Source organism: Butyrivibrio sp. INlla21, from assembly GCF_900116875.1.
Classification (GTDB): Bacteria; Bacillota; Clostridia; order Lachnospirales; family Lachnospiraceae; genus Butyrivibrio.
In genome coordinates, this window is record NZ_FPCC01000018.1 from 34,307 (window position 1) to 57,632 (window position 23,326).

Annotated in this window: 22 protein-coding genes and 1 pseudogene; 22 read left to right on the forward strand and 1 reads right to left on the reverse strand. The window is 43.6% G+C overall.

Annotated elements, in window-relative coordinates; all coding sequences use genetic code 11:
* The first annotated feature begins 121 nt into the window (after positions 1-121).
* From BM377_RS10925 to eno, 22 genes and pseudogenes are all read left to right on the forward strand, one after another.
* Complete coding sequence (locus BM377_RS10925) at positions 122-328, forward strand: DUF6462 family protein (RefSeq protein ID WP_092248022.1); 207 nt, start codon at positions 122-124, stop codon at positions 326-328.
* A gap of 346 nt (positions 329-674) precedes the next feature.
* Entirely contained in the window at positions 675-2,015 is a 1,341-nt protein-coding gene (locus BM377_RS10930; protein ID WP_092248026.1) for an ATP-binding protein, read from the forward strand.
* A 46-nt stretch (positions 2,016-2,061) separates the two neighbouring features.
* Complete coding sequence (locus BM377_RS10935) at positions 2,062-2,556, forward strand: hypothetical protein (RefSeq protein ID WP_092248029.1); 495 nt, start codon at positions 2,062-2,064, stop codon at positions 2,554-2,556.
* Positions 2,557-2,632: 76 nt separating this feature from the next.
* Entirely contained in the window at positions 2,633-3,616 is a 984-nt protein-coding gene (locus BM377_RS10940) for a helix-turn-helix domain-containing protein (RefSeq protein WP_092248032.1), read from the forward strand.
* 136 nt (positions 3,617-3,752) lie between these two features.
* On the forward strand, positions 3,753-4,877 hold the full coding sequence (locus BM377_RS10945; protein ID WP_092248035.1) for a helix-turn-helix domain-containing protein: 1,125 nt from the start codon (positions 3,753-3,755) through the stop codon (positions 4,875-4,877).
* Positions 4,878-4,987: 110 nt separating this feature from the next.
* Complete coding sequence (locus BM377_RS10950; protein WP_092248039.1) at positions 4,988-5,908, forward strand: Fic family protein; 921 nt, start codon at positions 4,988-4,990, stop codon at positions 5,906-5,908.
* 79 nt (positions 5,909-5,987) lie between these two features.
* Complete coding sequence (locus BM377_RS10955; RefSeq protein ID WP_199704166.1) at positions 5,988-6,692, forward strand: Pr6Pr family membrane protein; 705 nt, start codon at positions 5,988-5,990, stop codon at positions 6,690-6,692.
* A gap of 165 nt (positions 6,693-6,857) precedes the next feature.
* A complete protein-coding gene (locus tag BM377_RS10960) occupies positions 6,858-7,160 on the forward strand; it encodes a hypothetical protein (protein ID WP_092248042.1) in 303 nt (100 codons plus the stop codon).
* A 787-nt stretch (positions 7,161-7,947) separates the two neighbouring features.
* On the forward strand, positions 7,948-8,301 hold the full coding sequence (locus BM377_RS10970) for an arsenate reductase family protein (RefSeq protein WP_092248048.1): 354 nt from the start codon (positions 7,948-7,950) through the stop codon (positions 8,299-8,301).
* 18 nt (positions 8,302-8,319) lie between these two features.
* Positions 8,320-8,934 carry an MBL fold metallo-hydrolase gene (locus BM377_RS10975; protein ID WP_092248051.1) on the forward strand — a complete coding sequence of 205 codons (615 nt, stop codon included), beginning with the start codon at positions 8,320-8,322 and terminating at the stop codon, positions 8,932-8,934.
* Positions 8,935-8,954: 20 nt separating this feature from the next.
* Complete coding sequence (locus tag BM377_RS10980; RefSeq protein ID WP_092248054.1) at positions 8,955-9,623, forward strand: nitroreductase family protein; 669 nt, start codon at positions 8,955-8,957, stop codon at positions 9,621-9,623.
* A gap of 168 nt (positions 9,624-9,791) precedes the next feature.
* A complete protein-coding gene (locus tag BM377_RS10985; RefSeq protein ID WP_242948160.1) occupies positions 9,792-10,097 on the forward strand; it encodes a metal-sensing transcriptional repressor in 306 nt (101 codons plus the stop codon).
* Between the two features lie 71 nt (positions 10,098-10,168).
* Positions 10,169-12,655: a heavy metal translocating P-type ATPase gene (locus tag BM377_RS10990; protein ID WP_092248059.1), complete on the forward strand. Its 2,487-nt coding sequence runs from the start codon at positions 10,169-10,171 to the stop codon at positions 12,653-12,655.
* Complete coding sequence (locus tag BM377_RS10995) at positions 12,633-13,607, forward strand: DUF2156 domain-containing protein (protein ID WP_242948157.1); 975 nt, start codon at positions 12,633-12,635, stop codon at positions 13,605-13,607. The genes BM377_RS10990 and BM377_RS10995 overlap by 23 nt, the downstream gene beginning before the upstream one ends.
* 36 nt (positions 13,608-13,643) lie before the next feature.
* On the forward strand, positions 13,644-14,435 hold the full coding sequence (locus BM377_RS11000; RefSeq protein ID WP_092248062.1) for a GNAT family N-acetyltransferase: 792 nt from the start codon (positions 13,644-13,646) through the stop codon (positions 14,433-14,435).
* Between the two features lie 6 nt (positions 14,436-14,441).
* Complete coding sequence (locus BM377_RS11005) at positions 14,442-14,720, forward strand: hypothetical protein (RefSeq protein ID WP_092248066.1); 279 nt, start codon at positions 14,442-14,444, stop codon at positions 14,718-14,720.
* Positions 14,721-15,157: 437 nt separating this feature from the next.
* Positions 15,158-16,360 (forward strand): endo-1,4-beta-xylanase, encoded by a 1,203-nt coding sequence (locus BM377_RS11010; RefSeq protein WP_092248069.1) that lies wholly within the window; start codon positions 15,158-15,160, stop codon positions 16,358-16,360.
* Positions 16,357-17,733 (forward strand): MATE family efflux transporter, encoded by a 1,377-nt coding sequence (locus BM377_RS11015; protein ID WP_092248072.1) that lies wholly within the window; start codon positions 16,357-16,359, stop codon positions 17,731-17,733. Before BM377_RS11010 ends, BM377_RS11015 begins: the two co-directional genes overlap by 4 nt.
* Positions 17,734-17,807: 74 nt before the next feature.
* The gene (locus BM377_RS11020) at positions 17,808-19,211 is read left to right on the forward strand and encodes a hemoblobin-interacting domain-containing protein (RefSeq protein WP_092248075.1); all 1,404 of its coding nucleotides are present in this window, start codon (positions 17,808-17,810) and stop codon (positions 19,209-19,211) included.
* Positions 19,212-19,250: 39 nt separating this feature from the next.
* Complete coding sequence (locus tag BM377_RS11025) at positions 19,251-20,369, forward strand: FMN-binding protein (protein ID WP_092248078.1); 1,119 nt, start codon at positions 19,251-19,253, stop codon at positions 20,367-20,369.
* A gap of 99 nt (positions 20,370-20,468) precedes the next feature.
* The gene (locus tag BM377_RS11030) at positions 20,469-21,416 is read left to right on the forward strand and encodes an L-lactate dehydrogenase (RefSeq protein ID WP_092248081.1); all 948 of its coding nucleotides are present in this window, start codon (positions 20,469-20,471) and stop codon (positions 21,414-21,416) included.
* 134 nt (positions 21,417-21,550) lie between these two features.
* Positions 21,551-22,597 (forward strand): annotated as a pseudogene (gene eno / locus BM377_RS11035) (phosphopyruvate hydratase); the annotation flags it as partial.
* 210 nt (positions 22,598-22,807) lie between these two features.
* Here the strand turns inward: eno and BM377_RS11040 are convergent.
* Positions 22,808-23,239 carry a flavodoxin gene (locus BM377_RS11040; RefSeq protein ID WP_092248084.1) on the reverse strand — a complete coding sequence of 144 codons (432 nt, stop codon included), beginning with the start codon at positions 23,237-23,239 and terminating at the stop codon, positions 22,808-22,810.
* Between the last annotated feature and the right edge of the window lie 87 nt (positions 23,240-23,326).

Here is a 23,326-nt window from a genome sequence, read left to right on the forward strand (position 1 = left end):
CTTAAAGGAACAGCTCCTTAAAGTTATGAAATAGGCACTTATAGCCAGGTAACACTGGTTATGAGTGCTTTTTTTGTAGCAAAAATCTTGTGATAGCAAAAATCAAAGAAGGAGGCTCTGTATGGCAAAGAAGAGAAAAGAGGGCCCCGACCTGGAGAAATACCTTACAGGCAATGAAAATCATTATGCAACTTATCTGGAAGGAGCAGATCAGTATTCCATGGCTTATTACAGTTTTAAAAACCTAGTCAGGGAAGCCAAAGCAGGCTACAAGCTTCGCAAGGAAGCCCTAGTAATTATCGTAGATAGGGTATTTCAGAAGGATTAACAAGCTGCTGAACAAGTTCATGGGTCTTGGCAGCGCACCAAGTGTTATTGCCTTTTCTATACGCCATATGATTACCTCACGATTTACTCTAAAACAAATCAGAAAAATACTATGGTAAGCGTGATCATGCTGATACAGATGAGAGCTCTGGTAAGTGCAAAAAGGTGATGCTGAACCCTATGGACCGGCAGAAAGACTAAGCCGGAGAATATATTATAGGGATTGTAGTCAACTGAACGGGGATTTGAGTAAAAATCCAAAATAAATGAATGGGGATTTGCGTTAAAAATGCATTTACACGAATGGGGATTTGCGTTATACTCGGTTTGAAAGGACGGATTGATGTATGGAAAAACCGGTATTTAGAAGGAAAATCTATAGCGAGATTCTTGAATGGAAGGAAAATCGAAGTGATAAGTACGCATTGCTGATTAAGGGAGCGAGACGAGTCGGTAAATCGACTATAGCGGAAGAATTTGCTAAAAAAGAGTTTAAATCATACATCATGATTGATTTTGCCCATACCAGCAAGGCAATCAAGGACTTATTTGATGATACTTATGATCTGGATTTCTTCTTTTTACAGTTGCAGCAATTGACCGGAACAAGATTATTTGAGAAAGAATCTGTGATCATTTTTGATGAAGTCCAGTTGTTTCCCAAGGCAAGGCAGGCAATAAAGTATCTCGTAGCCGATGGCAGATATAAATACATTGAGACAGGGTCACTTATATCAATCAGGAAGAATACGAAGGATATTCTGATCCCAAGCGAAGAACATAAAATATCTATGTATCCGATGGATTTTGAGGAATTTTTGTGGGCAATCGGTGATGAGGTTTCTACCGGGACGATCAAAATGCTTATGGAAAAAAAGAGACCTGCGGGGAATTCTATTCACAGGAGTCTCATGCGGACATTTAGATTATATATGCTGATCGGAGGAATGCCTCAGGCCATAGAAACATATTTAGAACAGAATAATCTGCAGGCGGTAGATGAGATCAAAAGAGACATAGTAGATCTTTACGAAGAAGATTTTACAAAAATCGATCCTTCCGGTCTGGCGGGGGACATATATGATGCGATACCCGCAAACTTAAGCGGCAATGCTTCGAGGTATGTATTATCAAGCGCGAGAGAAGGCACACGTTCCGGACAGGTACGTGATCTGTTGCCGGATATGCTTTCTTCTTACACGGTCAATATAGCATATCACGCAAATAATCCCGGAGTTGGTATGGCGTTAGAGAAGGACGCAGGCAGATATAAATTGTTTACTTCCGATGTAGGTTTGTTTGTGACGCTTGCGTTCAGGGATAAGAATTATACAGAGAATACAATTTATAATAAGTTGCTTTCCGATAAACTTGAAGCCAATTTGGGCTATGTCTATGAAAATGTCGTTGCCCAGATGCTTGTTGCCAAAGGTAATAATCTGTTCTATTACACGATGGAAAGTGATTCATCAAATCATTTGTATGAGATAGATTTTCTGACTTCGGCGGGAAACAAGATTTGTCCTATAGAGGTGAAGTCGGGAAATTACAGAGGACATAAGTCGTTGGATGTGTTTTGTGATAAATTCAGGAGTCGTATATGCGAAAAATACGTTGTTCATACGAAAGATTATAAGAGGGAAAATGGTATTAGTTATATCCCGGTATACATGGTACCGTTTTTATAAAAGGTTGTGACATTATAGCATTGAAGAACTGTTATATTAGAATTGCATGTGTAAGCAAGAGGTGACGCAAGCGCTGAACACTGACAGAATTATAAAAGAACTTGACGCAAGAAAGCATGAGCTAAGTCAAGCGATAGCGCTGGTGCGGAAAGGCGTAAAGAAGGCCCGGGAGGGGAAACTCCGCATTTCTCATAGAAAAGGCTCGGCACAGTACTATTTGATAGCTGACAATGGTGATACCCGTGGCAAGTACATCAAAAAAGAGAACATTAAGCTTGTCAAAGAGTTGGCGCAGAAGGATTATTTAGAGAAGCTGATCAATAGGGCGGAAGCTGAATTGTCGCTCTTGGACAGTGTGATCGGTAAGCTTAAAGCATGTGATGCCACGCCGGAATCATTCTATTCTGAAATGCATAATGATCGAAAGAGCCTGATCTCGCCAATTCTTTTGGATGACGATGGCTATAGACTGCACAATCTTCAAATGCTGAATGCGGGGTACCATAATGGAACCCCGCTTTTTCATGCATTTTTCTTGTAAAAAGAAGAACGTTGCGAGATACTGAATTCAACATCTGCAGGTGTGAAAAATTAATTTGAAAAGGACGGTTTATTATATGGTCGGATTTGGAGAGCAACTCAGAAGCGCGAGGGAATCAAATGGATTGACGCAGAAAGCACTGGCTGAGCAATTATATGTTACAAGACAGACGGTCTCACGTTGGGAGTGCAGTGAGCGTTATCCTGACATTATTACATTAAAGAAAATATCCGAGATTTTGAGTGTTAGCCTTGACGACCTTTTATCCGGAAAGGAGATGACTAACGTGGTTGAAAAAAATCCTGTGGTGGAGAACAAAACAATTAATGCTATTACGAGTGTATTGTATGCACTTATAGCGATGTCTGTTTTTATGAAAATAGCTTTAGATATGGGCTTACTGTATATTCATGCTAATGAGAGGTTTGGAGGTTATTTTCCGCTTAGTGTTGAATTGGAGAGAATAATACTTTTGATTATTTTTTCTTACGGTATATATAGTGCTGTAAAAGATACATTGACGCCAAAGAGAATAGGAATAATTTTGCTTATTTATTTTGGGGCACATTTATTACTGGATGGCGGGATCAGGCTTTATAGTAGAATTCCGGATTATAGTCAGATGCTCAAACATGCAATGGATCCCGGCGGTGAAAAGTATGGTGTTGTTTCTAATAATCCCGGATCGTATTATATAATGATAATCAGAAATGTATTTAAAATTGTGTGGACGACTATCATACCTTGTGCTTTGGGGGCAATAGCATCATTAGGCTTCTTTATACGCGATGGGAAGCGTAAGTTGTGGGTGAATATGCTGACAATTGCTTCGGCGCTGATAATACTTGATACTGTGATCAGATTTATTAAAAGCTTTAGGATGGAGAAATTTTATACTATAAATAATTCTTTAGCATCTTATGATCATGCTATTGTAAATATAAACGCATTTATAGCTGACTTTTTACTTGGAATTGCATTATCTGTACTGATCATTTACCAGACATATACATTGTACAGAAAGAGAAGAACGGCGATGGACCTGGTAAATGAACCGTAGGGACGAAGAAATGGTTTTAGTTCATTAGACACACCGTGTCCGGTACGAAAAAACGGCATTCCTCGCTTTGTGTCGTGGTATTGTTCGGACTGATTTTTTAAACTTCAATTATCCAAGGGAAGGAGGAGAAAAATCATTGGACCAGAAAAAAGCAGGCAGATTTTTAAAAGAATTAAGACATGAAAAGCAAATGACACAAGAACAGCTTGCGCAGGTTTTTAATGTAAGCTCCAGATCCGTATCACGTTGGGAAACCGGAACCAATCTACCGGATATTTCGTTACTGGTTGAGATTGCGGATTTCTATGATGTGGATGTCAGAGAAATAATTGAAGGAGAAAGAAAAAGCGAGATGATGGATAAAGAAGTAAGAGATGTCGCCACTAAGATGGCTGACTATGCTAATGAGGAAAAAGGCAGTCTTTTAAGGAAGATGCAGATAATTAGTTTCGTCGGTGTGTTGGTTTTATTGGTAGCTATTTTTCTGCAGACATTTCATAAAAGCTTGGACGAGATAAATAAAGGTATCTTGTTTGTTTCGTTTATAGCGCTTGTGATCATGGCGATTTTAACGCTTTATGTGACAGGTCTTTTGGAAAAGATCACTAAGAATAAACGACTCGTTAAATGGATAAAGTTCGTTACAATAGTCGGAGTGATCGCAGCTTTTTGGCGAGCGATCGTAATGACATTTATTGTTGGAATTCTTATGCTGATGGTATCAAGCGCGAAGGTAGAAGTATATGATGACGTGTCTGCCTACAACGATTATATGAACTTTTCTAACGGGGCCTATGAAAAAGGCGTTGATACTCAGTGGACGAAGTGGGGTATGGACGAGACCATTTGGCCAAAAGAAATATCTAAGGAAATGAACGTTACAGACTTTAAGATGGTCTATTACAACCCGTGGGATGCGCAGTATTTGGGTTATATGGTCGTGGAATATTCCGAGGATGCTTATGCTGAAGAAGTAAAGAGGTTAAAAGAGTATGAGTCTACGGAATATATCGGATACTATTGTGTGGAAGAAGAAAAAACATATGAGCTTCTTGCGGTAAACGCCGATCCATATCAGGGATTTATTTATGCTCTGACTGACGGAAAAGGCAAAATAATCTATGGTGAGCAGATATTCTGTAACTATTTCATGGACCTTGAATATGATAAGTACATTCCAAAAGAGTATTTGCTCGATGGCTTTAATGCCACACAGGAATCAGAGTATTACCGAGAAAAACGTAAAGCGCTGGAAGGATGAATTGGAATCGGCTGGATAATCTTTACTTTTTATTCCTTAAAGTCCAATAATCTTTACTTTTTTAGCGCGCCGCGGTAAAATAAGTAAAGATTATTGGAGGTGAGACAAATATGATTTCGTATGAGGGTCTTGAAAAAGCCTTAAAGAAAAAAGGCATAGGAAAGACTGAGCTCTCTACGGAACTTGGGCTATCCACACGAACGGTCGCCAAGATAGCTAAGGGAGAGAAGCTTTCCAAGCGAAGTATACAGAAGATTGCTGAATATCTCGGCGAATCGCCTGATGTGATCATGAGAGATATTTCAGACAACAGCATTCTTCAGGTTCTTCGTGATGAAAAAGAAATGAGATTGTCCGGTGGCCTTTATCATGAGCTCCAGGTCAGGATGACATATAATTCAAATCATATTGAGGGAAGCAAGCTTTCGGAAGATCAGACAAGATTGATTTTTGAAACCAATACTCTTGATGTGAGAGATGGGATTCCTGTGGATGATGTTCTGGAAACGGTTCATCATTTTAGGGCGATAGATTATGTGATAGATATTGCAGAGGATGAGCTAACTGAAGATATCATCAAACAACTGCATTTTGTTTTAAAGCATGATACCAAGGATTCGACTCTGGGATGGTTTGCGGTAGGTGATTACAAAAAGCGTGCGAATGTCGTTGGTGGCAGAGAAACATCAAAGCCATCTGAGGTGCATAAGCACATGAAGGCTTTGATTGATAAATATAATGCCAAGGAAAAGGTCACGTTTGAAGATATCGTAGCATTTCATGCAGAGTTCGAATTAATCCATCCCTTCCAGGATGGAAACGGGCGTGTCGGAAGACTTGTTGCATTAAAAGAATGTCTTCATCACAATGTGATACCTTTCATCATTGAAGATACAAAGAAGAACTATTATTACAGAGGACTTTCCGAATGGAAAAATGAGAAGGGCTGGCTTATTGATACCTGTCTCGATGGACAGGACACTTTTGTAAAGCTACTGGATATGCTTGAAATACCGCGAACAGTTTTTTGACGATTTGCTCAAAATTCTCAGATGAGATAAAATAAGATACTTGGTGGGGAAAAGAGAAAAAGGAAAGAGGTAACTAAATATGAGTAAAATTTCTAAGAGCAGAGATGCGCAGATCGTATTTCAGTCTTTTTACTGCGCACTTGCGGTGATTGCATGTGTGGGGAGCGTTGGGTTTTTTAACATGCAATTTGAAGGGGACTTCTATATCTTCTTCACCAACATCAGTAACTATCTATGTGCTGGCATTATGCTTGCCGAGCTTATTCAGACCCTGAGGAAAAAAGGCGATGGATATGTGACACTTAAGCCGGGGCTTCGCGTGATAAGTATGCTTGGAATCATACTGACATTTTTGGTTTTCAATATCTTGCTGGCCGGAGATGCGGGAAGAGATCCTGCGCTTAATTATAAAGTTGAATGTATTTTGTGCCATGTCGTTTTGCCTATTATGTATACAGCTGATTGGGTATTGTTCTATGAGCATGGAACAATGAACTGGAAAATGCCACTTCTGTCATCGCTGTTCCCGCTTACATATGTGGGATATGTATTCGCACACGCGGCACTCAGAAACTTTGACAGCAGCATAATGAATCACACAGGAACAAATCCGCTCATCTATCCGTACTTTTTCTTAAATCCGGAGAGAGTCGGAATACAGGGTGTGATCACTTGGGTTCTTGTACTACTGGTATTCTTCATTGTATTGGGATTTATCTTTATGCTGATAGATCATGTGCTTGGAAGAAAAAAGCAAGCTGTGGTGCTGAAGCAAGCTTGCTAAATTAAATGAGAGAACAAATGATAAAACGGGCGAAACGCTGAAATGGCGCTCCGCCCGCTTTTTTATTTAAAAGAAAATATCGAATGAATAAAAGTTAGCGCGTGCTAACTTTTTGTAGTATTATAGAATCACGTTTTTATAAAAATATGAGAGGGTTTATATTTCATGTACAAAATCGAGAAGAACACTGTTCAAGAAACACTGATAATACCTTTGATAGGAAGAAAAGTGTGCTCCGAACATTTCCCTGAGCTATTTAATGATCCCGAGGCTGAGCGCATATGCTCAATGATCGATTACGATTTTGAAGAAAAGTGCAAGAAGATGGAGACCAAGACAGGACTTCACGGAGCGCTTGAGGTTGCCCAGAGACAATATGGTCTTGCATGGGAGGTAAAAGACTATTTGAAAAAACATCCAAGTGCAGCGGTAGTCAATCTCGGATGCGGTCTCGACGATACATTATAATTCCAGTGGCCAAAACTGCTCCATCCATCAGCCGAATATCTAAATATCTCACTTAAATTTCTAAGGACAATGCTTTGATGTTGTTACTTGGAATAACAAGTTATGCGCTGTTATTTTACCAGACCCGGACATTGTACAGAAAGCGCAAAGTTGCTATGGATATTAGTAATGAAAGGGTTCACGAAGCATAGGAATATAATAAAGCCCGCATCATTTGCGGGCTTTTGCTTGTAGATCACTATGTGGTCGGATTACTCAAAACTGCTAGCTATACTCATTTGATTCAGATTACATATTTTTTCAAAGATACTTGGTCTTTCTCGGCGGATTTTTTCATCGTGCTCACGTATTGTTTTCCAAATAAGCTTGGGAGTCTTGTATTGACTGTATGTTCCGATAAGGCATTTATCCTTTACTAATGAGAATAGATAATCGAGATCTCTATCTGTGTAAGTAGGGACAAGAGAATAGCCTTGGCTGACTCTAAGATAATCATCTCCATTAAATTCAAATGATTTTTGCCACCATGCAGTATATGAGTTCCATCCTTTTTCGCCCCGTTTATTATCAGTTACTTGTGGAGCTTTGTATTTAGTCTTATAAAAGATGGATTGCCTATTTTGACGGAAGGAACCGGAAGAGAAGGATTTATAAGATGCATCGAATCCTGCGTTATGAACGTCGGCTTTTGTAAGTTTACATTCGCAATAGCCATGATATGCATTTATAATAGAATGAAGATGAGAGAAGAAAATGCTGAGACTTAGATAACCTAGGAGGACACACAATGATAAAAGTATATTGCTATTCAAAATGTTCCACCTGCAAAAAAGCCTTGAAATGGCTTGATGACAATGGCGTTAAATACGAAAACATCGACATAAAAGAGAACCATCCCGACAAAAAGACGCTCAAAGATCTTAACGCAAAAAGCGGCCTTCCGCTGAAGAAGTTCTTCAACACAAGCGGAATGCTCTACAGAGAAATGGAACTTTCCAAGAAGCTTCCGAACATGAGCGACGACGAGATGCTGGATATCCTTGCATCAGACGGAATGCTCGTTAAGAGACCCTTGCTCATAAAAGACAAAACCGTGCTCGCAGGCTTCAAGGAAGATGAGTGGAAAAAAGCAGTGTTGTAATGATGGAGGGTAAAGCGCATGGCAGCAAAACTTCTGTACCAAGGACACGCAAGCGTAAGGATTGTCACCGAAGAAGGCAAAGTAATATACCTTGATCCATTCATGGGAGACGGCTATGATCTTCCCGCGGATCTCATCCTTATGACGCATAATCACTACGATCACACTCAGGATAAGATGATAAAAAAGAAAAATCCGGTCTGCACTTTGATCAAATGGAAAGATGCGCTTAAACGCGGAGAATATCAGACATTTGACCTTGGATATGTCACTGTCGAGGCTGTGGAAGCCGGATACAACAAGAATCATAAGGCATCGGATTGTGTTGGATTTATACTCACTTTCGCAGACGGAGTTAAGGTTTATTTTTCCGGAGACACTTCGACTACGCCGTCAATGCCTGATCTGGGCAAAAGAAATCTCGACTACGCTTTCATCTGTTGCGACGGAGTTTTCAACATGGATGTCACCGAGGCATCAGAATGTGCCAAAGTCATCAACGCTAAACATACAATCCCTTACCACATGGAGCCCGTAAAAGATAAGACCGGATTCGATAAAGACGCGGCAGATAAATTCGACGGCCCCGGCAAGCTGATTGTTCGCCCGGGTGAAGAGATAGAGCTTAAATAAGCGCGCTGAAAGGAGAAGCAATGAACGATATAGAAGCAATCCTTGCAAGACATTCAGTCAGAAACTATTTGGAAAAAAGAATCGAACCCGAAAAGGTTAGGTTGATAAAAGAAAAAGTTGATGAGCTCAACAAGGAAGGGAATCTTCATCTGCAGTTCATCGAAGATGCGGGAGATGCGTACAACAGGCTCCTCAACAAGGCTATGGGACTGGCTTCCGCGCCGAGCGTTATAGCCTGCGTTGGAAAAGATGCAAAAGATTTAGAGCAAAGAGTCGGATACTACGGCGAGAAGCTCGTTCTTTTTGCACAGACCCTTGGACTTAACACCTGCTGGGCAGGAACCTTCAACCGCAAGAAGATTGCAGCTGAGGTTTTGGATGGTGAGCGACTTGTGATATCCATCGCGATCGGATACGGCAAGAATCAAGGCAATCCTCATAAGTCAAAAGACATTTCGCAGTTATGCGAAGCGCCCGGCAGCAGACCTGAGTGGTTCGACAAAGGGATGGAGATGGCTCTTTTGGCGCCCACTGCGATCAATCAGCAGAGATTCCTTGTCAAACTAAAAGACGACGAAACGATAGAATTCGTCGACAAAGGCGGCCCCTTCAGCAAAGTGGATCTTGGAATTGTAAGACGCCATTTTGAAATCGGGGCGGGGAAAACACAGCCGGCTGCAAAAAATTAAATTTCACAAAACCTAATTGACAAATACCCTAAGGGGGTATATATTAATCTCAAAAGATTGGTATACCCCTCTAGGGTATTTTTATATCATAAAAGATGTACTGTTCGGTAGGAGGAAGATATGGCAAGGAAGAAGGAAAATGCTCAAGACATGCACGATACAGAAGAGATGAACACAAGCTGCCCGCACTGCTCTGGTAAGCATAAAGACAGAGAAGATAAAGAGAAAAAAGATCTCATAAACAGGCTTAAGCGAATTGAAGGGCAGGTTCGGGGCGTAGAAGGAATGCTTGAAAACGATGCATATTGCACGGATATTCTGGTGCAGGTGTCAGCGATAACAAGCGCGCTCAACAGCTTTAATAAGGTGCTTCTTGCCAATCACATGAAGTCTTGCGTTGCGGATAATATCCGAAATGGTAACGACGAGATCATAGACGAGCTTGTTGTTACATTGCAGAAGCTTATGAAGTAAGCATCGTTCATTATTTGCATGTGTACGAGCAGAACTACGTATATCGCGAATAAGAAATGAAGGTAAAAGAAATGGAACAATACAACGTAACAGGTATGAGCTGTGCTGCATGCCAGGCCAGAGTTGAAAAGGCGGTGAGCGCGATCGACGGAGTCGAGAGCTGCGCGGTAAGCCTTCTCACAAACTCGATGGGCGTTGAAGGCAGCGCATCCAGCGAAGAAATAATTAAAGCGGTAGAGGCCGCAGGATACGGAGCAAGCCTTAAGAAATCATCCAAGGCAGCAGGCGGTAGCGCCGCGCAGGAAGCGGAAGATTCTCTGAAAGACACAGAAACTCTCAAGTTAAAAAAGAGGTTGATCGCTTCGGTAGTTCTTTTGATTCCACTTATGTACGTATCGATGGGACACATGCTGTGGAACTGGCCGCTGCCCGGGTTCCTTGACGGAAACCATGTCGCGATGGGCTTGTACGAGCTTCTGATAGCGGGCCTTATCATGGTCATAAATCAGAAATTCTTTATAAGCGGTTTCAAAGGGCTTCTCCACAGATCGCCCAACATGGACACGCTCGTTGCACTCGGAGCCACAGCTTCTTTTGCGTACAGCGTATATGCGCTTTTTGCGATGACAGGCGCCGTGCTCGCAAACGACACCGACAAGATCATGTACTTCATGGATCAGTTCTACTTTGAATCCGCGGCGACAATACTCACACTTATCACAGTCGGAAAGACGCTTGAAGCTAAGTCCAAAGGCAAGACCACCGATGCGCTCAAGTCGCTCATGAAGATAGCACCCAAGACAGCTGTTCTTCTAAAAGACGGCGTGGAAAAAGAGGTTCCGATCGAGGAAGTTTCAGTCGGAGATAGATTCGTTGTAAGACCCGGAGACAGCATACCCGTGGACGGTATCGTGACTGAGGGCGAGAGCGCCGTGAACGAATCCGCACTTACGGGTGAGAGCATTCCCGTGGAAAAACAAGTCGGAGACAAGGTTTCCGCCGCAACAATAAATACCTCGGGATATATGGTCTGCGAAGCAACCAGAGTCGGAGAAGACACAACGCTTGCGGGAATCATCCGCATGGTGAGCGACGCGGCAGCGACTAAGGCGCCGATTGCCAAGATCGCCGACAGAGTATCCGGCGTTTTTGTCCCTGTTGTAATCGCCATCGCAATTGTCACATTTATCGTCTGGCTCCTTGTCGGACAGACTTTCGGTTATGCGATCGCCAGAGCGGTATCCGTTCTTGTCATCAGCTGCCCCTGCGCGCTTGGACTTGCCACACCCGTAGCCATTATGGTCGGAAACGGAGTCGGTGCAAGAGCCGGCATTCTGTATAAAACCGCTGCAGCTCAGGAACTTGCGGGCAAAATAAATATCGTCGCGCTCGATAAAACGGGAACGATAACCACAGGAATCATGCGCGTTACGGATATTATACCGGTTGCAGGTCACAGCAAAGAAGAACTACTTAGCACAGCTTTTTCACTTGAAGCAAAGAGCGAACATCCGATTTCAAAGGCAATCGCAACATGCGCTGAAGAGCAGGGAATCAAGCTTGAGGAGACAAAAGAGTTTGAGGCTTTGTCCGGAAACGGTCTTCGAGCAAAGTTTGGCGACAACGTGATCGCGGGCGGAAACGCTAAGTTTATCGCGGGAATCGCAGGTGACGCCGTCGTTTCACATAAGAGCACAATGGATGAGCTCGCAAAGCAGGGCAAGACACAGGTTCTTTTTACCAAGAACAATGAACTGCTCGGAATAATTGCTGTCGCAGATGCGATAAAAGAGGATTCGGCCGCGGCGATTTCGCAGCTGAAAGAAATGGGTCTTCACGTTGTCATGCTCACCGGCGATAACAAGATAACAGCCAAGGCAATCGCGGATCAGGCCGGCGTTGACGAAGTTGTCGCGGAAGTGATGCCCGACGGAAAAGAGTCCGTGGTAAAAGAGCTTATGGCAAAAGGCAAAGTCGCCATGGTCGGAGACGGAATTAACGATGCGCCTGCGCTCACACGTGCGGACATCGGAATCGCGATCGGCGCGGGAACGGACATTGCGATAGATGCAGCGGACGTCGTGCTTATGAAGGGAAGCCTTCTCGATGTTGCGGCAGCAATCAGGATCTCAAGAGCAACACTTAAGAACATAAAGGAAAATCTATTCTGGGCATTCTTTTACAACGTTATAGGAATCCCGCTTGCGGCAGGCTGCTACGTTGCGGCTTTCGGCTGGACATTAAATCCGATGTTCGGCGCGGCGGCAATGGGACTCTCAAGTTTTTGCGTGGTATCGAATGCGCTGAGGCTGAATCTAATAAAGGTATATAAAAACAAAAAGGAGAACAATCAAATGAATATCACAGTTAACGGAATGATGTGCCAGCACTGCGAAGCACACGTAAAAAAAGCACTTGAGGCAATCGACGGAATCACAAGTGCGACAGCATCTCACGAAAAGAACCTTGTAACTATAGAAACCACCAAGGATATCGACGAAGCGCTTATCAAGGCGGCTGTCGAGGAAGCAGGATATGAATATGGCGGAAAAGCTTGAGAAGCAAAATGGACCACAAACCCCGTCCCCTAGGACCATCGCATTTCACAAACCGAATTTTGAAGAAGCTGCGGAGCTTTCCAAGATATATGCGCTGAGAAACAACAAGACCTGCGACAGCACGGTGCTTGATACGTATATTTGGAAGGGCCTGTACAATACGGAAATCTATCTGGAAGACGGCGCTGCGCTCATTCTTATGAAGGATGAAAAAGGATATTTTGCGGCGATGCCATATTGCTCGGACGAAGATCTCCCAAAGTATTTTGAGCTATTAAGACAGTACTTCCACGAGGAATTAAAGAGCCCGTTAAGGATTGACCTTGCGGACGAAGATGCGCTGAAAGTTTTGGGATTATTTGATGACCCCGAATATGCCGTCGAGGAAGAAACCGACCTTAAAGACTATCTCTACGATGCCGAGGAACTCAGAACCCTTGCGGGAAAGAAGTTCCAGAAGAAAAGAAATCTCGTAAACAAATTCATGAAAGAATATGAGGGCAGATGGGAATACAAGACCATGTGCTGCGTCGACGAATATTTCCTTGAAGAGTTCATGAAAAAATGGGTAGAGAATAGGATAGCGGAAGGCGCAGAGAGCGAAGATACGCTAATTGCGGAAAAAAACGGAATTGTCGATGTTCTCAGAAACTGCGACAAAGTTACGTTCAGAGTAGGCGGAATTTTTATCGACGAAATGCTTGAAGCCTTCACCATCGGCTCCTACAACAGCAGAGAAAAGATGGCGGTTATCAGCGTTGAGAAAGGCAACTCCGAGATTCCCGGAATCTATCAGGTCATCAATCAACAGTTTCTTTTAAACGCGTTTGAAGACGCCGAGCTTGTCAACAGAGAAGATGACATGGGTCTCGAGGGTCTTAGGCAAGCCAAGGAGAGCTACAACCAGATTGGCTACGCCAGGAAATACAGAGTATGTGAGAAGAGCATTTAAGGGAATCCGATAATAAACGAGTATTCGCAAAACCGGATGAGTATAGAACACATGATAAAAGAGTATTCACAGAAAGATATTTTGGAAAAAGAGAATACGAGAGAGCTTTACGAAGAGTCTTTTGACGATCCGAAGGAGTTTGTCGACTACTACTATGAAGACAAATGCAGCGACAACAGGATGATAGTGAGCGAGGAAAACGGTGAAGTGATTTCGATGCTTCACCTCAATCCGTACACGGTTAATCTGTGCGGAAAACTTGTTCCGTCTTACTACGTCGTTGCCGTCGCGACCAAAGAAAGCAGGCGACGCGAGCGGCAGATGGCGAAGGTGTTTGAAAAGACATTTGAGCTCTTAAAGAAAGAGCACATTCCTTTCGTATTTCTTTTGCCTGTGGACGAGTCCATCTATTCCTGGATGGGCTTTGAAAAGGTGTGCGATTTTACCTTGAATAGAATCTCCGACTACGAAGAAATCAAGAAAAACTACGATATCTACTGCGTCAGAGACGATGACTACATCCGCAGAATGAATAAGGAAGATGAACTTCGCGCGCTCGACAAAGGCGAAGTTCTCCCCGATAAGCCCGTGATCATGGCGAAGATCACCGACCTCGAGGCGTTCGCCGCCGCAGTGGGCGCGGGCTCCGGCACTTCCGCGGGCAATGGCTCCGGTATTTCTGCGGGAACGCGCCCCGGAACCACCGTTGGAAAGGGCTCTGACACCGGCACAGGGAAATGGTCCGGCACGGAAGCGGGCTTTGCGACCGAGAAAGAAGCCCTGGCGTGGATGAGGGATAGAAGAATGTATTTTTGTGAGGAAGTATAAGGGATTATGAAAAAATATGATATAACCGATATGTATTCTTTTTTGCCCAAAAAAGAATTGGGATTAGATAATGTAAAAAAGATTTTTTTGAAGAGTGCTTCGAATGCATTGAATGAAATAGATGGATATACGGTGATAGGATACGATGAAGTTTCAGGTTATCCTGAAAATGTGGTGCTTTTGTCGCAGGAATTAATATCTGAAAAGAAGAAAGTAGCAATTATAAAAAAGGAAGATGTAGTGACAGCTATTGTTGGATATCGCGAAATAGGTAGAGATGGATAATTTATAAAACAATTCTTTCTCAGGATTTTGCAACTTGGGCATGCGAAATACGATTTTCTTCAAATTTGCATGCCTAATTTGGCGATTTTATCGGTATTACAATTGAAATTTGGGTATAAGCAGAGGTTTGTAAGCATGCGCTTTGAGGTTTTTCATGAAAGCGCATGCTTTTTCTATGGTTTCGATGCATGCATTTTTGCAAAAATAGTTGATTTGCGTGCCGATAAACGATATTGCGCTCATTTTCGAGGCGATGGGAGGTGCAAATCGACTTGCCGAGGATGCATGGCATTTTTCAGGAGAAAAATGATACAACGAGCGGTATGGATATAACAAAAAATGACAACTGAAAAATCGAAATATAAGAGGCTGCGGTTTCCATGTACTACTATCATTACTCTTAGGTGGGTTTCATAAACAAATGAGAGGTGGATATAATGGAAATAGCACACAGAAAAGTCAACAAGCGGATACGATTCGTGGATGCACAGGGCAATCCGCTTTCTAACAAGAATATAGGCATCAGGCAGACGAACCACAAGTTTTTGTTTGGCTGCGGAGCCTTTGATTTTATTCCATACGTACTTAAGGAAGAAGATGAATACAAGCAGATAACGGACAGCTGGCTGGAGATTTTTAACTACGGCACGCTGCCTTTTTACTGGGGACAATATGAGACCGAGGAAGGCAAGCCCAATAAGGACGCGCTCATGAAGGCGGCCAAGTATCTTCAGAGCAAGGGCGCTAAGGTCAAAGGGCATCCGCTTTGCTGGCACACAGCCTGTGCGGATTGGCTCATGAAATACGACAACAAGACGATCATGCAGAAGCAGCTTGAGAGAATAGACAGAGAAGTTGTAGGCTTCAAGGGCGTCATCGACATGTGGGATGTTATCAACGAAGTCGTGATCATGCCGATTTTCGATAAGTACGACAATGCGATCACAAGGATCTGCAAGGAAAAAGGCAGAGTCGGCCTGATAAAAGAGGTTTTTGAAAGAGCTCACGCCGACAATCCCGATGCAGTTCTTTTGCTCAACGATTTCAATACTTCAACAAGCTACGAGATACTTATCGACGGCTGCCTCAACGCCGGAGTTCCGATAAGCGCCATCGGAATCCAGTCCCATCAGCATCAGGGATACTGGGGAAAAGAGAAATTGGAGGAGGTTCTTGAGAGATACTCCCATTTCGGACTTCCGATTCATTTTACGGAGAACACTTTGATCTCGGGCGATATCATGCCGGCGCACATAGTCGATCTGAACGACTGGCAGGTTGACGAATGGCCTTCGACCCCCGAGGGAGAAGAAAGACAGGCAAAAGAAATAGAGGAGATGTATAGAATTCTCTTTTCACATCCTCTTGTTGAAGCCGTGACAACATGGGATTACAGAGACGGCGCATGGCTCAAGGCTCCGAGCGGATATATCAGACTTGATAATTCCAAGAAGCCTTCGTTTGAGATGCTCAAAAAGCTTGTAAAAGAAGAATGGTGGACGGACGAGACAGTCACAACCGATGAAAACGGTTATGCTATCGTGAATGCATTTAAGGGTGACTACAAGATCGGCTGCGATGGCGTCGAAGTTGAAAAACAGTTCGTTGACGACAATGAAGAGGTAGTAACTTTAAAATGAGTAATAAAACGCATAAATCCGCAGTGATCAACATGACCGAGGGAAATCCGGTCTCTTTGATAATAAAATTTTCAATTCCGATGCTTATCGGAAATCTTTTTCAGCAGCTTTACAATTTGGTGGATGCGATCATCGTAGGCCAATTTGTCGGCGCGAAAGCGCTTGGTGCGGTTGGTGCTACGGGCTCCGTGACGTTTCTTTTCTTTGCGCTCTGCAACGGAATCGGAAACGGCGGAGGCATCATCACTTCGCAGTTTTTCGGAAAAGGCGATGACGACGATGTAAAGAGCTGTATCGCCAATACGGGATATATCATGGTGGTTTTCCCGACGATCGTAGGCATTATCGCATTTCTTTTGTCAGGGAAAATACTAAGGCTTCTTGAGACACCGGCAGACATAATGGCCGATTCCGCGGCATATCTTAAGATAATGTGCGTCGGTCTTGTTTTTGTGTCGCTTTATAACTACGCATCTTCCATGCTTCGTGCACTCGGAGATTCAAAAACACCGCTTTATTTCCTTATCTTTTCCTGCGTTCTCAACGCCTCAATGGACGTGCTGCTTGTGTGCGGCTTCCATATGGGCGTTGTCGGCGCAGGCGTAGCGACTGTGGTAGCGCAGTTTGCTTCGGGAATAGGATGCCTTATATACGCAATAAATAGAAATGAATTTTTTCATCTTAAGGGAAAAGACCTTGCGTTTAAACCGTACATTGTCTCCAGAGTTTTAAAGCTCGGAATACCGCTCTCACTGCAATTCTCAATGATCGCGATCTCTTGCATGGCGCTTCAGAGAGTGGTTAATTCCTTCGGACCTGTTGCCGTAGCGGCATTTACAGCAACCAGCAGAATAGAGCAGATAATCCACCTTCCTTATCAGACGCTCAGTGCAGCCCTTGCTACTTTTACAGGCCAGAACTACGGCGCGCGTAAGTACGATCGAATCACGGTCGGATTTAAGAAGTGCGTAATGATGATGGCAATCTTTTCTGTTGCAATGCTGCCTGTAATGCAGCTGTTCGGAAAATATATAATAAGAATTTTTGTCGCAGATTCAGCCGTTATAAATATGGGCGCAAGAGCACTGCAGATAACCAGTATCTTTTATATCATGCTAGGAACGATCTACATCGTAAGAGGTGTGCTTAACGGTCTTGGAGATTCTGTATTTGCGCTGATAAACGGAATCGTCGAAGTAATCGGAAGATTCATTGTACCCATACCCCTTACGGGAATCGCTGCGATCGGCGTCTGGGGCATCTGGTGGTCAGTCGGAATCGTGTGGTCAATGGCAGGTATCAGCGCCTGGATGCGGTACTTACAATATAAAAAGAAAGTAATCCCCGAAGGCGGAGTTGCTATTCCATTTTGATGTTCCGAAAAATTTATGATAGACTACTTTTAAAATGTAGTTAGCAATAGCTAACAAAAGAGAGGAGTCTATTTATGAAAAGCAAAGTTATATCAGTAACATGCGCTGCCATTATGGCATTTACACTTATAGGATGCGGAAACCAAGCTGAGAGCAATTCTGCAGCCAATAATGCAACAGAGACAGGCGCTGCGGCAACCGAAGAAACACAGGCCGCAGAAGCTACAACCGAAGAGGTAAAGGTCGAAGGAACTTTCGTTAAGATGAACATTCCTTACGGTGACTTTTTTGCAGCCGAGTTTGAAGGCGGAGACGGAGTTGACGCCGTTTCAAGCGCGACGATGAACAAGGCTGCAAACGAGAAGCTCACAGGTGGTACATATCACCTTGAAGACAACAGTAAGATCCTTGGTGTCAGCTTCCCGGTTCTTATTCCCGAAGGAGTTACACTTGATGAAAGCCTCAAGGTAGCCGATGAAGCAGATCTATATGCAGCTGCAGATTATTCTTACGCCGAGCTTTCCGAAACTCCCGCAAACTACAAGGAAGTTTCTGTAGATGATTCAGGAAAATATTCATTTGGAAAAACGCAGGGCGATGCTGAAGATTTCGATTCAAAAGAGGCAAACATAAATACGGCAACATTCTGGGGCGACTATGAGATCGACCTTGATGAATCACTTGCCGAGAAGACCGTATTCGCAGCAAGCATTCACACAACTGACGGCAAGACTTATGCAATGCGTTCTCTTGAAAACGTATGGAGAGGTTTTGAGATCGCTTTTGCGACAACAGATAAGTACGAAGAGCCTCACGGCAACACCGTTGTATACGAGCCTTACGCGGATCTTCCCGGAAAGACGGTCGATGAGATTATTCTCTACACAACAGAAGGTGTGAAAAAGACAAGCGTAAATCTCTATCTTCCTTTGAAATTCGATAATGAGATCAAGGTAGCCGATGCAACCGTAAAGAGCGGCAAAACAACTGTTTCGCTCACCGGTTTCCCTGAGGATTACGAGCTTGAATATGCGGTTGAGGGTGACAGCAAGGACATCACCTGCGATGGAAAAGAGATTACATGGAAAGATGCACTTGCAGGAAAATACACACTTACAGTAAGTGACAAGTCCGGAGTTTATGCTCCTTACACAGCAGATTTCGTCCTTTCAACAGATAAGGCAGTTGCCGATGCGTCCGACGACGGAGTTAAAAAAGCTGACGGCGCATCTGATGAAGAGTTTGCCGCATACCTTAAAAACATCGAGAAGTACGAAGTTAACGGAGAAGAAGTTTCCGGTGCAGGTCGTCACGGTGCCAAGATCATCAAAGAAGACGGAACAGCTGATAAGACTCTTTCAAAAGTTTTTGATAAAGAAGGAAACTTCAAGGTTGTTGTAAAATCAGCCGGATATCCCGATGTGAAGCTTGATGTGGAAATCACTGAGGTTGCTCCCGCAGAAGAAGAGCACAAATAATCAGATTCATATTAAGATCAAGAAAGGAACAATATTGCCATGGTAATTTTCATATCTTTATTAACGGCTGTATTGTTTGTCCTTTTATTTGAAAAACCGCTTAAAAAGAATCCAATACCGTTTTATGTGATCTCGGCGATCCTATCCCTTGCGACAATAATCATACAGGCACAGGGGATAGTTCCCGGCGGTTTTGTGGGCGAATACATATTTCCTATGTTCAGTAAAGCAGGGCTTGGAACATCCTTTTTTGTTTTGGTGATGTACGCATCAACATTTAAAAACGGTTCCGAGCCGATTAAGCTTTTAATGCCCCTAAGAGGACAACTGTCAATAATAGCTTCAATCCTGACTTTGGGACATGTCTTTTCAATCTCGGGAATTTTTTCCCCGGAAAAGACACTGCTATACATCCTGTCAGTCATAATGTTTATCATCATGATCCCGCTTTTCGTTACATCTTTTATTCTGATCAGAAAAAAGATGAATCCCAAGGCGTGGAAAAACTTGCAGCGCTTTGCGTATATCTTTTACGCATTCATCTACTGCCACATCTTGCTCTTATATACAAGAGGCGCACTCAGAGGCGATGCAAGGTCAACACTCAATATCTTTACGTACTCGATCATATTCCTTTGGTACTTTATCTGCAGACCAATGAAGGCCTATAGTACAAAGCACAAGGATTTTGATTTCGACAGATGCAGATACATCTCGCTCATCGCGGTCGTTTTCATTTCTCTCGGAATATACGGTGGACTAAAAAGCACTGCGGCTAACGCTTCAAACTTGGCAAAGAATGTGATCGTTGAAAGCGCCGATGAACCTGCACAAGGCGAAGGTTCCGAAACTTCCGCGGATGAGGATGGGGCAAAAGAGATTTCTCAGGCCGTGACCGATGGAGTATACAGCGCCACATGCTTTGGATATGCCGGAGACATAACCGTCGAGATAAAAGTTGAGAACGGAGAAGTTGTTGATATCACACTTCCAAGCTATGAAGATGAGGATGATTACAAGCACTTTTCCGAAGACGTGATAGAGAAGCTAAAGCAAGAACCTTTGGGGGACGTAGACACTGTTAGCGGAGCGACTTTTTCTACGCAGGCGGTTATAGATGCGTATAACGACGCACTTAAGCAAGCGGGAATTAAGTGAGGTATAATTGATATAGGTTTCATAATTCAAAACAAGAAAATGACGTAAGTCATGGAGCATTTCGTATATCATATAGGTTTCTAAGTGAGGAGGCACATCATGGCAGCTTTAAAAGAAAGAAAAGTAGCGGTAGTAGGTTGTGGATTTGTCGGATCGGCATCAGCATTTGCACTTATGGAAAGCGGCTTGTTTTCTGAAATGGTGCTGATTGATGTGAATAAAGAAAAGGCAGAAGGCGAGGCACTAGATATAAGTCACGGCCTTCCTTTTGCTAAGCCCATGCAGATATATGCAGGTGATTATAAAGACGTCGCCGATGCGGCAGTTATTGTCGTGACTGCGGGCGCAGGCCAGAAACCCGGCGAGACAAGACTTGATCTTGTAAAAAAGAATATCGGAATCTTCAAATCCATCATTCCCGAAATTGCAAAATATAACACGGATGGAATACTTCTTATCGTTGCAAATCCCGTGGACATACTTACATATGCTGCGGCGAAACTCAGCGGATTCCCCGAAAACAGAGTATTCGGCTCGGGTACAGTTCTTGATACCGCGAGACTTAAATATCTTCTCGGACAGCACCTTAGCATCGACAGCAGATCCGTTCATGCCTGCATCATAGGAGAGCACGGAGACAGCGAGATCGCGGCGTGGAGCAGTGCCAACGTATCCGGAATCCCGCTCAATGATTTCTGCGAGATGAGAGGACATTTCGAGCATGAGAAATCAATGAAAGAGATCGCTGAAAACGTCAAGAACAGCGCGTACAAGATCATAGAGAAAAAGGGTGCGACCTATTACGGAATAGCTATGAGCGTAAGGCGTATCTGCGAAGCGATAATCAGAGATGAGAAATCTATACTTCCCGTATCAAGTATTCAGCACGGCGAGTTCGGAATAGAAGACATTGCACTCAGCATGCCCGCGATCGTAGGAAGAAGCGGCGTTGAGGGTGCGGTTCCAATCAGACTGAGCGACGAGGAAAATAAAGCGCTTAAGGCGTCAGCGGATACGCTTAAGGAAGTTCTGAAAGAAGCGTTTTAATCTTTTTGAGATTATTTATCATTAAGCCACAAACCATGCCCATTTCGTTGACATGAAAAAACGGCTATAATAGAATGATTTAGTTAGCGGAAGCTAACAATTGGTGTTTTTTAGATTGAAAGGAGTAAGCAAATATGGGAAAGCTTGCAATTGAAAAAGTAATAGGAAGAGAAATCCTTGATTCAAGAGGAAATCCTACCGTTGAGGCGGAAGTTATTCTTGCTGACGGAACAGTAGCAACAGGAACAGCTCCCAGCGGAGCATCAACAGGTGAGTTCGAGGCACTTGAGCTTAGAGACGGCGACAAGTCACGTTACCTTGGAAAGGGCGTTACAAAGGCCGTAGACAATATCAACACTGTTATCAACGATGTCATCAAAGGTATCGATGCATCTGATACATATGCAGTAGACGCAGCCATGATCAAGGCTGACGGAACAAAAGATAAGTCTAAACTCGGCGCAAATGCAATCCTTGCGGTTTCAATTGCAACTGCAAGAGCAGCAGCTAAGTCACTTGGAATCCCGCTTTACAGATTCCTTGGCGGCGTATCCGGAAACAGACTTCCCGTTCCTATGATGAATATTCTCAACGGCGGAGCACACGCTGACAGCGCCGTTGATACACAGGAATTCATGATCATGCCCGTCGGAGCACCTTCATTCAAGGAAGCTCTTCGTTGGTGCGCTGAGGTCTTCCACAACCTCAAGAAACTCATCAAAGACATGGGCGACGTAACAGCAGTTGGTGACGAGGGTGGTTTTGCTCCCAACCAGCTTAAGAGCGACGAGGATGCGATCGAGAAGATCCTTGAGGCTATCAAGGCAGCAGGCTTTGAGCCCGGAAAAGACTTCATGATCGCTATGGACGCTGCTTCATCAGAGTGGAAGAGCGAAAAAGGAAAAGGCTTCTACAAGCAGCCTAAGTCAGGAAAAGAGTTCACATCAGATGAGCTTATCGCTCACTGGGAGAGCCTCGTAGATAAGTATCCCATCATCTCCATCGAAGACGGACTTGATGAGGAGGACTGGGAAGGCTGGCAGAAGATGACAGCTAAGATTGGTCACAAGGTTCAGCTTGTAGGTGACGATCTTTTCGTTACAAATACAGAGCGTCTTAGCAAGGGTATCTCTCTCGGAGCAGGTAACTCAATCCTTATCAAAGAAAGACTGATAAACAGTGGCTTTTATGATTTAGCCACAGCCTATCAGTCTATGCACGTCAACTATTGAAAGCGCCGTATACCGAACGGTTCGTACGGTGCTGTGAGAGGACGGGAGCTAATCACTCCCTCCTACTCGATTTATTTCCGAATACGGAGGAAGTTGTAGTGTATGTCGTGTTAATATGTGGGCGTCATTAATAAATCCGGGCACCCGTGTTAAGTTACTTTATGCCTGTGCGAGCTGTCTTCCGAGATCTTCGCACTTAGAGATTCCGTCTTCGTCGGGAGCGCTGTTTACGATAAGACCCTCACCGCCGATTATTGTAGCGCCTGCAGCTGTAAGTCTGTCCTGCCAATCGCGCATCCACTGACCGTCGCCCCAGCCGTATGAACCAAAGAGAGCGATCTTCTTGCCGCTTGCGAAACCTTCGTACTCAGCCATGAAAGGCTCAACTGTTCCTTCCTCAAGAACTTCAGCGCCCATAGCGGGGCATCCGAATGCGATAACAGACTCCTTTGCTGCGTCTGCTACGCTGATAGCGTCAAATGTAAGAACCTCAGCCTCACCGCCTGCAGCATTGATTCCGTTTGCTACAGCATCAGCCATTGCCTGAGTATTTCCGCTTCCTGTCCAAAAGATTACTTTTACTTTACTCATCTGATTATGTCCTTTCTTAGAAATTAAGTAAAAAATAGAGGTTATCCCCTTGAAAAATAAGTTAGCAAATGCTAACATAATAATCAA